The sequence below is a fragment of the Flammeovirgaceae bacterium SG7u.111 genome (assembly GCA_034044135.1).
Lineage (GTDB): Bacteria > Bacteroidota > Bacteroidia > Cytophagales > Flammeovirgaceae.
The window spans coordinates 1447648-1461940 of sequence record CP139021.1; the positions used below are offsets into that span (position 1 = coordinate 1447648).

At 40.4% G+C, this 14293-nt stretch carries 9 protein-coding genes; 4 read left to right on the forward strand and 5 right to left on the reverse strand.

Annotated elements, in window-relative coordinates; translation table 11 throughout:
* Positions 1–189: 189 nt before the first annotated feature.
* Positions 190–609 carry a hypothetical protein gene (locus R9C00_05665; protein WPO36928.1) on the forward strand — a complete coding sequence of 140 codons (420 nt, stop codon included), beginning with the start codon at positions 190–192 and terminating at the stop codon, positions 607–609.
* A 1-nt stretch (position 610) separates the two neighbouring features.
* On the opposite strand, the gene R9C00_05670 is transcribed toward R9C00_05665, so the two are convergent.
* A complete protein-coding gene (locus R9C00_05670) occupies positions 611–2008 on the reverse strand; it encodes a serine hydrolase (protein ID WPO36929.1) in 1398 nt (465 codons plus the stop codon).
* Positions 2009–2151: 143 nt separating this feature from the next.
* Here R9C00_05670 and R9C00_05675 point away from each other — a divergent pair, with 143 nt between their 5' ends.
* The gene (locus R9C00_05675; GenBank protein WPO36930.1) at positions 2152–4026 is read left to right on the forward strand and encodes a M1 family metallopeptidase; all 1875 of its coding nucleotides are present in this window, start codon (positions 2152–2154) and stop codon (positions 4024–4026) included.
* Positions 4027–4090: 64 nt separating this feature from the next.
* Here R9C00_05675 and R9C00_05680 read toward each other — a convergent pair whose 3' ends face one another.
* The gene (locus R9C00_05680) at positions 4091–7666 is read right to left on the reverse strand and encodes a S8 family serine peptidase (GenBank protein WPO36931.1); all 3576 of its coding nucleotides are present in this window, start codon (positions 7664–7666) and stop codon (positions 4091–4093) included.
* A gap of 148 nt (positions 7667–7814) precedes the next feature.
* Entirely contained in the window at positions 7815–8321 is a 507-nt protein-coding gene (locus R9C00_05685) for a bifunctional adenosylcobinamide kinase/adenosylcobinamide-phosphate guanylyltransferase (protein WPO36932.1), read from the reverse strand.
* A 633-nt stretch (positions 8322–8954) separates the two neighbouring features.
* Here R9C00_05685 and R9C00_05690 point away from each other — a divergent pair.
* The gene (locus R9C00_05690) at positions 8955–9803 is read left to right on the forward strand and encodes a transglutaminase-like domain-containing protein (GenBank protein ID WPO36933.1); all 849 of its coding nucleotides are present in this window, start codon (positions 8955–8957) and stop codon (positions 9801–9803) included.
* 86 nt (positions 9804–9889) lie between these two features.
* On the opposite strand, the gene R9C00_05695 is transcribed toward R9C00_05690, so the two are convergent.
* Complete coding sequence (locus tag R9C00_05695; GenBank protein ID WPO36934.1) at positions 9890–12067, reverse strand: M43 family zinc metalloprotease; 2178 nt, start codon at positions 12065–12067, stop codon at positions 9890–9892.
* 370 nt (positions 12068–12437) lie between these two features.
* On the opposite strand from R9C00_05695, the gene R9C00_05700 reads away from it, so the two are divergent.
* Positions 12438–12845 carry a hypothetical protein gene (locus R9C00_05700; GenBank protein WPO36935.1) on the forward strand — a complete coding sequence of 136 codons (408 nt, stop codon included), beginning with the start codon at positions 12438–12440 and terminating at the stop codon, positions 12843–12845.
* A 60-nt stretch (positions 12846–12905) separates the two neighbouring features.
* On the opposite strand, the gene R9C00_05705 is transcribed toward R9C00_05700, so the two are convergent.
* Positions 12906–14273, reverse strand: a complete 1368-nt coding sequence (locus R9C00_05705) for a hypothetical protein (GenBank protein WPO36936.1) — start codon at positions 14271–14273, stop codon at positions 12906–12908.
* Positions 14274–14293: the final 20 nt, after the last annotated feature.

Consider the following 14293-nt stretch of genomic DNA (forward strand, 5'->3'; position numbering starts at 1 on the left):
AAATACTACATTTGCAGGCTGTGGGGTTTTGTTCAAAAAAAGGTTCTGGTGATGTTCCGAGTTTAAAAATTATGTCCCCATCCTGATTTTTTGAGTTTTTTCATTCCACATTCCAATTATAATTGCCAAATTCAGGACCATTACTAATCAAACCATTGTTATTTTAGAAATACCCAATTTACTTGCCAAATGAGTAAAGATCATAAGATATTATTTAAAGGTGAAACTATCACCATTGTCCTGCATAAGTCCCCTGCTTATCTGGAAATGATATTTTATGGATATACGCACAGCGAAGAGTTCAGAAGAGCGTGGAATACAGTTCTTGATTTTAAAAACACAAAGGATTTTAGCGGAAGGATATTGTTAGATCAATACTACATGCACGTGCAGCCCGATGATTTTGCATGGTGTATGAAAGAATGGTTTCCCAAGGCAGTGAAAAAGTGTTCTCCCAAAAGCTCAGTGGCTATTATTCCGGCGGTAAACTTTGTGGGCAACTTTCAGGTGAAAGAAGATTCGAAGGAGGTGCAAACCAAGTACCCCGACATTAAAGTCCAGTTCTTCGAGAATTTTGACGGGGCAATTGAATGGCTTGAAAAAAGATAGATTATTCAGGAATTCCTTCCAATACATCGGCAACAAAGTCTCCCAAGTTCCAAGCATCTCTATTATAAGTAAGCCCTAACCTTACAATCACGACATCTCTGCTGGGGATAATCACTACATTTTGGCCTTCGAAGCCCGAGGGGAAATACATATCGGCTGGGGCATTGGGGAAGCGTCTGTTTTCTGGGTTACCAGGTTCGCCAGCATTGAGCCAAAACTGTGCTCCATAGCCACCACGGTCAGATTTTGGAGTAGGTGTTGCCGAATATTCAGCCCAGCCTTTGGGTAAGATTCTTTCCCCGTTCCAAACGCCATCGTTGAGGTAGAGCAAGCCGTACCTCGCCCAGTCTCTTGTAGTTGCATACATAAATGATGAGCCCACAAAAGTACCCGATGGATCGGTTTCCATAATGGCTGAGTTCATGCCTAATTTATGGAAAAGTCTGTTGTAGGGAAAGTGCCAGTAGTCGAGATCGCTATCAAATTGGTCGCGCACTATTTGGGAAATGATGTTGGTAGTGCCGCTCGAATAATACCATTCGCCGTCTGGCTCGGTACGAAGCAGTGTTTGCACTGCGTATCCAGATGCGCTTTTACTTCCAAAAAGCATCTTGGTGGCATCGGTATAACCGAAATATTCTTCTTCGAAATCCAGCCCGCTGCTCATTCGCATGAGTTGGTCGAGGGTAATTGCATTTCTGGGGTCGGCAGAATCTTGCCATTCGGTTACAGGAGCTTTTTCTTCTAACGTCAATTTTCCATCTTTCACTAGCAGCCCCACCAGCGAATTGGTCACACTTTTGGTCATGGACCAGCCTAATAGGGGAGTATTTTCATCAAACCCTTCTCCATACCTTTCTGCTACTATTTTCCCCTTGTACACGACTACAACGCCTCTAGTATTTTTTATGAGTTCGGGGTTGTCTTCTGTAAAAATCTTGTCTAAAGCTTTTTCAATTTTTGCTTGATCAACGCCTTGGGGAATAGGCAGCGTATCGAGGTCGCCAATAGGCCAGGCGAGTGTGTCTTGCATGGGGTAAATTGGCTTGGGGAGGTCTATTCCTTGGTTTTGGAGCTCTTGGGCGGGTATGCCGTTGACCAAAACGCAGCCTAGCCCTTCTCGGTAAACTGCTGTTTTTTCCGCCATTCCTGAAATAGAAGCCGTCACGCTCTTATTTTCGTAATCTACTTGGGTATCAATAAATCCATTGTAGTTAAAAAGTTCTTGTTCCACCCCGCTCTCTTCGCTTCGGTCGGCAACAAACACGCAGGAACAAAGTATTTTGGCAGAATAAGCTGTGCCTACCGTCCCAAAATTATAGGCATAGTTGAACGCATAGCCCAAGCCAATCAGAAGAAGGGTTAGGATTGAATAGAGGATTGTTTTTTTTATGCTCATTGCCGAAGGGTATTTTTTGTTAGATGACCAATATTACTTCAAAATGTTCTTTTTTGGGGCAACAAACTAAAATTTTATTCTTTCTATTTTATCTTAATTTTGTGAGATAAGTGAAAATACAACAATCACAAAAAAGACCCTTTATGAAAAAACTATCGTTATTTTTTCTTCTACTTCTTGCGAGTGCTATCAGCGTGCTCGCTCAGCCCGAAAGGTGGCAACAGCGTGCGGAATATGCCATGGAAATTGACATGAACGTACAAAACCACCGCTTTACTGGCGAACAAAAACTTACTTATTTCAATAATTCTCCCGATACCTTGTACAAGGTTTTTTACCACTTGTATTTCAATGCATTCCAGCCGGGTAGCATGATGGATACTCGCTCAAGGAACTTGCCCGACCCTGACCGAAGGGTTGGTAGCAGGATTTTTCACCTTTCGGAAGATGAGATAGGCTATCAGAAAATCAAGTCTTTGGTCCAAGATGGCAAGCCTGCCAAATACTACATGGAAGGGACTATTCTTGAAGTGACGCTCGATAAGCCAATTCTTCCTAACTCAAAAACTGTTTTTGAAATGGAATTTGAAGGACAAGTGCCTATCCAAGTAAGGCGGTCTGGAAGGGACAGCAAGGAAGGGATTGACTATTCTATGGCGCAGTGGTATCCTAAAATGGCTGAGTACGATTACCAAGGATGGCACTCTAACCCCTACATTGCTCGTGAGTTTTACGGTATTTGGGGCGATTTTGATGTGAAAATTACTATAGATTCGAGCTATGTGATAGGGGCGACAGGCTTCTTGCAAAACCCTGAAAAAATTGGTCATGGCTACGAGAACGGAGCGAAGGTAAAAAGACCAAAAGGAGATAAGCTTACATGGCACTTCAAAGCAGAAAATGTGCATGATTTTGTTTGGGCGGCAGACCCAGATTATGTGCATACTACCTACGAAGGACCTAACGGAACCATGTTGCATTTTTTCTATCAGCCAGATTCGAACTTTGTGAAAGGTTGGGAAGCTTTACCAGAATATACGGCTAAGGCAATGGAGCTTATGAATGAGAAGTTTGGTGTTTATCCTTACAAAAAGTACTCGGTGATCCAAGGTGGTGATGGCGGCATGGAATATCCAATGGCTACTTTAATTACTGGACAAAGAGGCTTACGTTCGCTTATTGGTGTGACGGTTCACGAAATGGTGCATAGCTGGTTCCAAATGGTGTTGGGCAGCAACGAAAGCCTTCACTCGTGGATGGACGAAGGTTTTGATACCTATGCTACAGAAGTGGTGATGCGGGAATTATATGCCGACAGCCCAAGGACAAGGAACTCGATAGCACATTCAGGTTCGTACCGAGGATATTTCTCTTTGGTGGAAAGCGGAAAAGATGAGCCAATGAGCACCCACTCCGACCATTTTGACTCGAACAGGGCGTATGGGATTTCGGCGTATTCTAAAGGTGCGGTTTTCTTGAACCAATTAAGCTATGTGATAGGGCAGGAGACATTTGAAAAAGGAATGTTGAATTATTACAATACATGGAAGTTCAAGCACCCAAATCCAAATGATTTTATTAGGGTGATGGAAAAAACGTCGGGCTTGGAGCTAGATTGGTACTTGGAGTACTTTAGGTTTACCACCAAGTATGTAGATTATGGAATTAAATCGGTGATTGGTGCAGATGGCAAAACTTATGTTTCTCTGGAGAAGGTTGGCAAAATGCCGATGCCTGTCGACTTGGTAGTGGAATATACTGACGGTAGCAAAGAGACATATTATATGCCACTTAGGATGATGCGTGGTGAAAAAGAATTTGAAAACGATGGCTCAAACTGGGTATTGAAACCAGATTGGCCTTGGACGCATGAAACCTATAAATTGACCATTCCGAAAAGTGCTGCTGACATTAAGTCTATTGAGATAGACTCTAGCCAGAAAATGGCGGATATAGATAGGGAAAATAACATGATAGATGTTCAAGCAGAGATAGGAGCTGAGGAAGGAGGCTTATAGTTCTTTCAGATAATTTAACTTAATTTCCGTCCCCATTCTCTTCTTCAGAATGGGGACGTTTTTTTTATAACCCTAAAATCAACTTTTTAGAAGTCACGAATTGTTCGCTTTCTATTTTTATGAGGTACAAGCCATTGGTCTTTCCAGCCAAATCGAAATCTACTTCAAGGTTTTCTGATAGCTTTTCAATGCTCTTTTGCTCAATAGTTCGCCCCGAAATATCCAAAATGCTAAAGGCAAGTTTGCCTAAATATTCATTTTCCATAGCAATATTGAACGAGCCCTTGCTTGGGTTAGGGTAGAGGGTAATACTTTGATTGAAGATATCATCTGCCAAACCTGTCACCACAAAAGGCTGGCTTGAAATAGAGGAGCAGCCACTCACGTTTGTGACTTCTAAGGTGATGGTATAATCACCTATTTGCTCGTAAAGCACTTGAGGGTTTTGTTCAGTGCTAGTTTCCCCATTTCCAAAATCCCATTTCCATTCTATAGCATTTGAGCTTTGGTCTGTAAAGTTAACAGGCGTATTGCCTTGTCCAACTGCAGAAGTGCTGATATCCATTGAAAATGCAGAAGTTGGTACTTCTGTGATACTTACTTCCACGCTATCCGAAGTTGCGGTACAGCTCAAGCTATCGATGGTAAGCGAAACAGCATATTTTCCTTCCTCTTTCACAGTAATGGAGCGAGTGGTATTGCCATTGCTCCACAGGTAAGAATTGGCTAAGCTAGCGGTAAGAGTTATCGAATCTCCTTCACAGAGTGCAGGCGACCGGTTTGCGCTGATGCTTGGTTCAAAATTTAATGCAATTTCTACTTTTTTACGGGTGCTTTCCAAGCCTTTGTCATTTACGGTCGATACATAAAAGGTAGTATCGCTATTGAGGAGCGAAGTGGTGTAGCTTTCTCCTTCAAAAAAGGATAAGTTAGCAGATTGGCTTGTATACCACTTGAACTGTTCGCCACCTGTAGCCGTGAGCGTGGTGGAAAATCCTTTGCAGGGAAGTTCAAAACTGATTTCGGGCTGGGGCAAGTTCAGTATCGTATTGTATTTTTCCCAAGCCGCTTCCGTTGAAGCCTTAAATTCGTTGAAGCTTTTTGCACCATGTAAGGCAAATGCAACAATGATTGAATCTCCAGGGGCTATTTCATAAGGGCCTCCGCCCACTACATGGCTCATATCATTGCTTTCCCCTTCGGGCATACTTTCGCCTTCCAGTCTTGCCAGCCCATTAGAAATTGTAGTGAATTTTTCAGTATCTGTAAAGCCATCGTAAATACCAAAGGGTGAGCCTGCGGCATCTTCATTGTTGTTGATGGGGTAATAGTTTGGCGTACCAGTAAGCAACTGGATACCTACAAAAGTGGTGTCAGCTTCATCGGTATTGTTGATGTAGCCGGTTTGGAAATCGTTATACCAACCCGCTTGGTCTTTTAAGGCAACAGAAACATCCCAGTCGGCAAACATCCCAACGTAATAATCATTTACAGCTGTAGCCCCAGTATTGGTGATGGTATATTCAGCTATCACATATTTCTCGTTAGGTTCTTCAGTGAAAACCAAGGTTTCATAGCTTACGGAAACAGGCGTGGCCGAAGGTGCTGCTTTTCTATTATCAAAAACACCGAAGGTTTCAGAAACAGACCGCTGTCCAGGTGTGCTTTCCTTTATTTGCTGCGTGCTCACAAAATCTTCGTCAACTAGTAATGTTCCATTGGATATTACCCCTCTTACCGCATTAGAAATGTTCGAGCTGGAATTTCCCATAATCAATCCCATTTCAAACAACATATTTTGGTTATTGAACCCAAAGCCAATACCATCGTTTTGGTCATCGTCTTCGTATCCAATTCGCCCAATTCCCGTCATGGTTGTGGCTACAAAGTTCTTTTCGATATTGATGTAAGATGGGTTGACCTTGAAGGAAATGTTCTCAAAATCTTGGTAGTCACCGTCTGAGTAACTCAGCTTTAAGGTGACAATAGCATTGGTTGGCGCAATAGAGCTTAGCCTAAATTTGAAGGGAATGCTTTCATTGCTTTTACTTTCATTTGTTTTGAGGGCTCCAATAACAAATTCATCTTCAATTGGGATGACAAAAGATGAGCTGCCAGTCACCTTCACTTTTAAGTTTTCACTCGATTCCCATAACTTGTTGATGAATTTAGCGGTGATCAGTAATGTATCGGTAGGCGCCAAATTTGTCGAGCCTTGCGTGGTTACAATACTCAGTTCACTTTGCTTAATAGAAGGAGGCTTAGCTGTCAATGCTTTTTCTATGTCCAGAATTCCTGTACCAAGCTGAAAGGCTTTATTCGATAATGAGTCATATATACCAGCGTTTGCTGTAGCCCGTAGAATTTCCCCTATTTGCTGGTTGCTAAGCTCTGGGTATTCTGCTTTTACCAAACCAGCTGCCCCAGCAACTATGGGCGAAGAAAAAGACGTACCGTTGATGGTTTTGTATTTTCCATCCAAATCGGTAGTGAGAATGAGTGAGCCCGGTGCGGCAATATCGACGGTAGTACCATAGTTGGAAAAGTCGGATTTGATGTTTTCGGCATCGAGTGCAGAGACCGAAATTACGTTGTCATAGCCAGAGGGATAGTGTGTCTTGCTTGAGTTGTCATTACCTGCTGCGGCTATTATCAAAATGTCCTTTTCTAGTGCTGCATAATTGATCAACTCCTGAGCTATTTCACTTGCAAAATTTCCTCCCCAAGAAAGATTGATGATATCTACATCTTGAGTGGTGAAATAAACAACACCAGCATAAGGGTTGATTACTGAGCCATCGTCTAGGCGCTGGTTGTCAGCCGAATGCTTTGTTGCTATAAATTTACAGCTATAGCCTACGCCCGAAATCCCCGTTTGGTTATCGGTTTCGGCGGCAATTAGCCCAGTTACCCATATTCCGTGGTTATTTAGCCCGCCGCTTATTATCTGTGGATCGTTGTCTTCTTGTGTACGAAGTGTATCGGCTCCGGCAAAATCCCATCCTTCATAATTGTCAATGTAACCATCGTTGTCATCGTCTATTCCATTGTCAGGAATTTCATCTTCGTTTACCTGTAGCTTGGTTTTGAGGTCGGGATGCTCCAAATCGATACCCGAATCTACTACGCCAATTACTATATCGGCACTGCCTTTCGAAATTTCCCAACCTTCAAAAGCTTTGATGTTTTCGAGGTAATATTGGCGTGCAACCAAAGAATCATTCGGCACAGCCATAGTTTTATAGACATACACAGGCTCTACCACCTCGGCTATGCCCATGCTGATTATTTCATTTATAACTTCCTCTATGTTTTCATCTGCATCGTACTCCAACTCAAAAAGCCTCGATATATCTACTTGGGATTTGCTGCTCAATTTCCTTTTGGGAGCGTCAATTTCTTGTTGGGGGAAAATGGTTTTGCCTTTAATACCATACTTGAGCGTGGATTTCCTTTGATAAAATGAGGATTCATTATCAAAAATATTTTTGTACTCAGGCTTTAGTTTCACATACAGTTTTCCATGAATGTAGTCTTTTTCGCTAGCTCCCGAGGGAAGTTTGAATTTGGTTTGAGCGATAGCCAGTTGGGATATCAATAATACTAGAGGGAGCAATAAGAGGTATTTTGCTTTGATCATTGTTTGCTGTTTTAGGTAGCAGGCTATATGTTTTTTTAGCGATAGCCTATGTAAGAGTTCTAATTTTTGCTGAAATAAAAGTGCTTTTTAGAAAAGCGAGGTAGTTTGGTATTTATGAACAGTCTTAGTGAGATAGTGTTTGTGGGGGTTAGCCCTTTAGTTTCATAGGTAAGCCAGAAACCATCAGAAAAGCTGTATCTGCTTTTTGGGCAATATACTGGTTCATCCATCCTTGTAAGTCGGTAAATTTTCTTCCTCCAGGTGATTCGGCATGTAAGCCCATGCCTATTTCATTGGAAACTATTATTAGGTTGAAATCTTGTTTTATTAATTGCTCAAATTCGTTTTTGGTTGCCTCAAGTGCTTTGGCCACATCGTAGTCCAAGTCACTAAAGAAATTGGTGAGCCAAAGGGTAACACAGTCTAATAGAACTGTTTTCCCTTCAAAATTGTGTTTGCTCACAAACTTTTCCTCTTCAATATTCTTCCATCTTTCGTCCCTATCGGCCTGGTGGCGTTTTACTCTTTCTTCAAACTCACTGTCCCATATCCGGGATGTGGCAAGGTAAATTGGGTTGTCGCTGAGTTCTAAAGCCAAGTTTTGGGCAAAGCTACTTTTGCCTGAGCGTTGCCCGCCTGTTACGTAATAAATCATCTATTGATTTTTGAGGTACAATTAGTCAGACACCAAAAAGTGCCGAAAAGGTTCAAATCTAACACAAACAATCAACCAATTTGAGAGGGTTTTCCAAAACTGGAACCAGATCAGTGTTTTATTACGTTCCTTTTCTTCAGAAACAAAATCAACTTTTTTTAGGCTAAATGTTTTGTATGATTTTGTCCAAAGTAGTTATTGTAAATTAAAAAAATGCTGTTTCGGTAATAGGTGAATTAAAATTTGGTTTTGTTGGGAGAGTCTATGTATAAAAAAACAAGTCTTGAATTTGAGGAACAATGATTGCCATTCTTATTTTGTCAAAAAAAGCGGAAAATATTACTTAGAGTTTTTAGCGTTGAATAAACCATTGGTTAATGGTCAAAAAAATGGGAAGGTTTGGGAGGAGCAGATTTGAGATTTCTCAAAAATGAACTATATTGTGATGCGAAATATAATTAAAAATCCTCACCAAAAAATGGTTTGCCGCCTACTATTAAAGCGTCTACAATATTAGGACTAAATAATAAGCTCGTTTACCATTCCAACTCCTTACGCTACAACCAAATGTCTATTGAGAAGGTTCTTCCTTTTAGATGGGCTATGTAACTCTTATATCTTAAAATAAAAAACATGAAAGAACAGGAGATTAAGGCTTTAGTTTCTTTGTTGGACGATGAAGACAGCGAAGTGGTGGGGCATGTAGAGAAGAAAATCGTTTCTATGGGGCACAAGATCATTCCTTTTTTGGAGGAAGATTGGGATCAAAAAACTCCTGTTATCCAGCAAAAGCTAGAGGATTTAATTCAAGGAATGCAGTTCGAAATGGTAAAGGTTCGTTTGCAGACTTGGGTTGAAAATAAGGATGAAGAAGATGAGGACAGAAGGTTGCTCAAAGGGATGTGGATTTTGGCTTCTTACCAGTACCCCAGCCTTACTTTTCCCGAGCTCAAGAAAATGATTGAGCAGCTTTATTACGAAGTATGGCTTGAGTTCAAATACGATATGCATCCCTTCGATCAGATAAAGGTATTGAACAGTATCTTGTTTTATAAATTAGGTTTTAAGGCAAATACAAAGGATTTTCATGCTCCAGCTAATTCCATGATCAACCAAGTAATTAGCAATAAAACAGGCAACCCTATCAGCTTGTGTATTATTTATATGTTGATTGGTAGGAAATTAAAACTACCAATTTATGGGGTGAACTTGCCTAACCTATTTATTCTTACCTATAAAAATGACTCCACTCAGTTCTATATCAATGCATTCAACAAGGGCTTGATATTTTCAAAAGCTGATATTGACAATTATATTTCTCAGTTGAACCTCAAGCCTAAAGACATCTATTATGAGGCTTGTACCAATCAGGAAATCGTGAGAAGGGTAATTCGTAATTTAGCAGTTGCTTTTGAGAAAAAAGGAGAGAGCAAGAAAGTGGATGATTTTCAAACGTTGCTCAAAATAGTGGAAGAAAATTAGCTGAAGTATACAACTGTAGTCGAGATATTTCATCCCCTTTAGAATCTTTTGCGAAAGGCTTGTAAAGGGGATTTTTAGTATAAATGTCAATGAACAACAGAAAGCTTTTGACTTAAGACATCTTTTCCTGCAACGAAATTCACAATGTATATACCAGTAGTCAGGGTGTGAATATCCACTGGAATATTAAACTCACCCTGTAAAATTGTAAGCGATCGTTGGTAGACTGTTTTTCCAGTAGCGTCACTTATCTGGATATGTCCCACTCCGCTGAAGGAAGTATAGCCCGTAATGGAAAAATGGTTAGCACTTGGATTCGGGTAAAGTAGCATAGATACTTCAGGGTTGGGGTCATCAATTGCCGTGACCCTATCAAATACCCCCACTTCGGAGTAGCCAGATTTGCCGCCCTTGTTAAATCCCCTAATGAGGTAATAAGGATTCTCTCCAGCTGGAGGAGAATAGTCCGAATCGATAAATTCTGTGATGTTTGCATTGACAATTCCGACTTCTTGATAGCCCGAAAGTGAGTCGGTAGAACGTAAAATTACAAACCCTTCCTCATTTACTGAATTATCGTTCCAAGAAACTTGGAATAAACGATTGGCGGATTCAAATAGAACATTAACTCCCGTAGGTGCTTCGGGCGGATAGGGGTTGGTAGTAATGGTGATGGGCAATGAGAATGAACTGCTTCCCCCGTTGTTTTCAGCTTTTATTCTAAAATAATACTGTGTATTATCTTTGGTAAAAGGAAAGTTGAATTCATTGTTTGCTGCACTTATAGAAGCAATGGAGAAATAGTCTGTTGAAGTGTTTTCCGAAGCTTCTATGATAAATCGGGTTGCCAGCTCGTCAACAGTATTCCACGCAAGGTGGATAGTATCGTTAGCGATAAGGGTTGCCGCAAGGCTAATTGGTGTAGTAGGAACTTGAATGTTGGGAGTTGAAACGGACAGTGAATATTCACTTTCTCCTGAAGCGTTTTTCGCTTTTACCCTATAGTAGAAAGTGCCTGAAGTATTTACATTATCTATATAATAGCTATTGCCATATTCTAATTCGGCAACCATGGTATAATTGCCATCGAAAGAGTTACTTCTTTCAAGTACGTAAGTAGTGGTATTAGCAGAAGTTTCAGTCCATTCTATATCATATACATTTTCGCTTAGTTGATTCACCGTTAAGTTGGTAGGGGCAAATTGGGGTTTGATTTTATCGGAGCTGAGCAAGGTGTTGAGGTATGGAGAACTTTCTATCACGGTTTTCATCCGTAATGCTTGCTCTTTGGTAAATAAGTTCATGCATTGGTCAGCGGTATAGTCCATGAAGTTTTGGAACATGTCTGGCATATCATTTACCGTCACACATGTGTTTAATTCAGCAGGGTAAGAACAGGGGAAGTCTATATCGTCTCTGCTATTTCTTGTATTTGGAGTATCGTCGCAGTAGTCATCATCTTGGCAGCCTCCGCTCACGCCCCAAGTGTGCAACAGTCCAAAATAGTGACCAATTTCGTGGGTGGTAGTTCTGCCTCTGTCATAGCGAGAATCTGTAAGGAACGAAAATGTTCCCCTTGGTGTGTGGTTTGAGCCAAATACATGGGAATTGATGACCACTCCTTCTTGGTCTCTGCTACTAGACTCTCCAGGGACTCCTGGTACATTAGGTTCCTTTGGCCATGTAGAATAGCCTAGTGTAGAGCCTTGCAAATTTGCCACCCATATATTCAAATATAGCTCAGGGTTCCAAGATGTTTTTGGTTTGATTTCATTATTGAAAGCAGACTGGCTCCATTCCTCTTTTCCTCCATCATATCGGTGTATACCTATTTCTGTAAGCGACTGGTTGCTGGGGTCTAATTCGGCAGGAATAAATTCTATTCGAGTATCCGATGCGACATCCTTGAAAGCAGGAGGAGTGAGGTATTTGTCGAGGTTGAGTCTTCTATAATCTTGGTTGAGAACATCAATTTGTGAATAGATTTGTTCGACAGGAATGTTACTACTTACCCCAACCTCTTCTCCATTGTGAATTACATGTACTATAACAGGGATAGCCAATATGGTTTCTTCCACTTCGTTTACAAACCTACTTTTTCTTTTTATTTGAGCTGCTTTCAACCAAGTTTCAAAAGAAGCACCTCCCGGCATGAAGGTTTCGTCAATACTGTGTGTCGTACCACATCTATCAATATTTTGCGACTGTGTTTGAAATGAAGCAAATAGACCTATGAATACGAGAAATATAAGAAATCTGTACATGTTTTTATTGGGCTCAAATGCCTTTCTAGCTGATTTAACTATACGGTTTTTATTTTCCTTCGCCTAATTTGAATTACACTCCTCTCTAATTGGGTAGATGTAAACAAAGTGATCCCATATTGGGAATGAATGCTTTTTTATATGTAATTCAGTAGTTGGCATTAACTAATTTTCACAAGTCTAAACTAGTGTTTGTTGTTCAAAAACAAAGCAAGAAGAATGCGTTTAATGATGGAATGGAGGTTTGGTTAGTTGGGTTTGTAACTTCACAATACTTAACTTTTGCTTTTCTGCAAGGGCGTTCTATTTGTTTGATATGAACTACTAACTTATAGCATAAGGTCAAATTAATAAACAAATAAACAAACTCGTGCCATTATTCAAAGAAAAGTGTGTCATCATAGATGACAATGAAGTAGATGCCTATACGCAAACCTGCATTTTTAAGAAGTTGGACAGCGAGATAGACTTTGCTATTCTTACAAATGAAAAAGAGGCGATCAATTACTTTGAAAAAGCTTCTCCTGCAGACTACCCTTATCTTGTTATTTATAATATTTGGCTTCCTCGGTATTTTGGAATGGATTTTCTTTTGTATTACGAAGAGAATATCTATCCAAAAATAGAAGCTTCTAACGTAGTAATAACTACGAACTCACTCTCTAAAGAAGACAAAAAGATAGCAAAAGACTTCGACTGTGTAAAGTCTTACATTATTAAGCCTTTACAGCTAAACCATATTCCTACTATTTTGTGGAAAGAGAAAGAGTATACATAAAGACACATTGTGTTTGTAAAAAGGCACTTTCCTGCTAGTAGGAAAGTGCCTTTTTGGATTTTAATGTTTTAATTCTGTTCTTTTTACCTTGTAAATAGGATACCCTGGTTTTATATACACTGTATCACCCGCAAGCGCAGTAGTAAGAACGACCTGTCCTTTTTTGAGCTTTTCTTTCATGGCACTTTCCGAAGGAATGAACTCCTCTTCTCCGTCTGCCAAGGTATAGAACATGAATTTGTTGTCTTCTGACATAATTTGGTAAGTATTCTCTCGGAGGAATGAGAATATAGTCCTATTGGAAGGTATGATCAGAAAACAGCCTTTAGAAATCAGCGCATCGTACATTTTATCTCGATTGTCCTCATAGGTCACAAAGCTTTTTTCGAGCAAAGGGCTTTCTATCACCAGTTGTTCATGTTGGGAAATGAGGCGCGGAACAAAATTAGGTTTCCTCAATTCCAGTACATACTGGCTTATTTCGTAGCGAAATATTTCCAATTCGCTACGTTCTTTTTCTGTTAGGTGTTTTTCAAAGTCTTCATTCTCCTCTCCAGTGCTGTCAAAACCGTCGAAACCTATGAATGTGTGAGGAAGGATGGAGCGAGACCATTCGTACAAATCCCTGACTGCAATCACATCAGTTTCGGCTTTCAAGGCCTTTGCAAGACCTTCGTAATAATAGGCTTTTAATAGTACTAATTTGCCATAATGCCTTGCTCTTTCCCCGCCGCCGTTATAAGCTGAAACACCCTTTTTCTTCTTTCCAAGGTTGTTGTACCCCTTCTCTTTTACCAAAAAATGATAGATGAATTCTAGCATTTTTCGCTGGTTATAAAAGTGTTGCTCTCCTTTTTTATCAAAATAAATGAGCTGTTTGAAGATGTCTTTATTTCGGGAAAGGGTAGTAATGTATTTGGCCGAAGGGCGATACAACTGACACATACCTGTACTCTGGCCTCCATCGCCCAAAATATCCCTCATATAGGTTTCGTGGGATAGTAGTGCAAGGATCAAAAATTGGGGAGGGCATTGTTCTTTTCCATACAGCTCGTTCATCTTATGATGAACGAGCATCGACTCATAGAAAAGACTGAGCGAAGGTATCCAATTCAGTCTTTTGTAAGCGCCTTTGAATGGAGAGTGCTCAATGAGGTGGTACTCATTTTTGTTCTGGGTCAGGTTGAGCATAGAGTAGGGGAGTCGCTGGTCTTCTGTTACCTCTCGGAATTCTTCCGATTCGTTTTCCCAAAAGAGAATTTCTTGGATTATCTCTTCTTGCTCGTGATCTAGGAATTTCCCAAAGTTCCGGATTTGCGAAGCTTTAATAACAGCTTCGCCATACGTAATACGGGCACTATTTTTTGGAGATGATGCACATAACCCATAGGCTACAAGCAATGCTGGTAGAAGTAAATATAGTTTCATTGTGAATCTTCTGATAGTAA

Bases quoted from the DNA above. Each gene is read 5' to 3' on its own strand.
- R9C00_05670 (WPO36929.1), bottom strand. From the start codon at position 2,008: ATGAGCATAAAAAAAACAATCCTCTATTCAATCCTAACCCTTCTTCTG.
- R9C00_05690 (WPO36933.1), top strand. From the start codon at position 8,955: ATGAAAGAACAGGAGATTAAGGCTTTAGTTTCTTTGTTGGACGATGAA.
- R9C00_05685 (WPO36932.1), bottom strand. From the start codon at position 8,321: ATGATTTATTACGTAACAGGCGGGCAACGCTCAGGCAAAAGTAGCTTT.
- R9C00_05680 (WPO36931.1), bottom strand. From the start codon at position 7,666: ATGATCAAAGCAAAATACCTCTTATTGCTCCCTCTAGTATTATTGATA.
- R9C00_05695 (WPO36934.1), bottom strand. From the start codon at position 12,067: ATGTACAGATTTCTTATATTTCTCGTATTCATAGGTCTATTTGCTTCA.
- R9C00_05665 (WPO36928.1), top strand. From the start codon at position 190: ATGAGTAAAGATCATAAGATATTATTTAAAGGTGAAACTATCACCATT.
- R9C00_05705 (WPO36936.1), bottom strand. From the start codon at position 14,273: ATGAAACTATATTTACTTCTACCAGCATTGCTTGTAGCCTATGGGTTA.
- R9C00_05675 (WPO36930.1), top strand. From the start codon at position 2,152: ATGAAAAAACTATCGTTATTTTTTCTTCTACTTCTTGCGAGTGCTATC.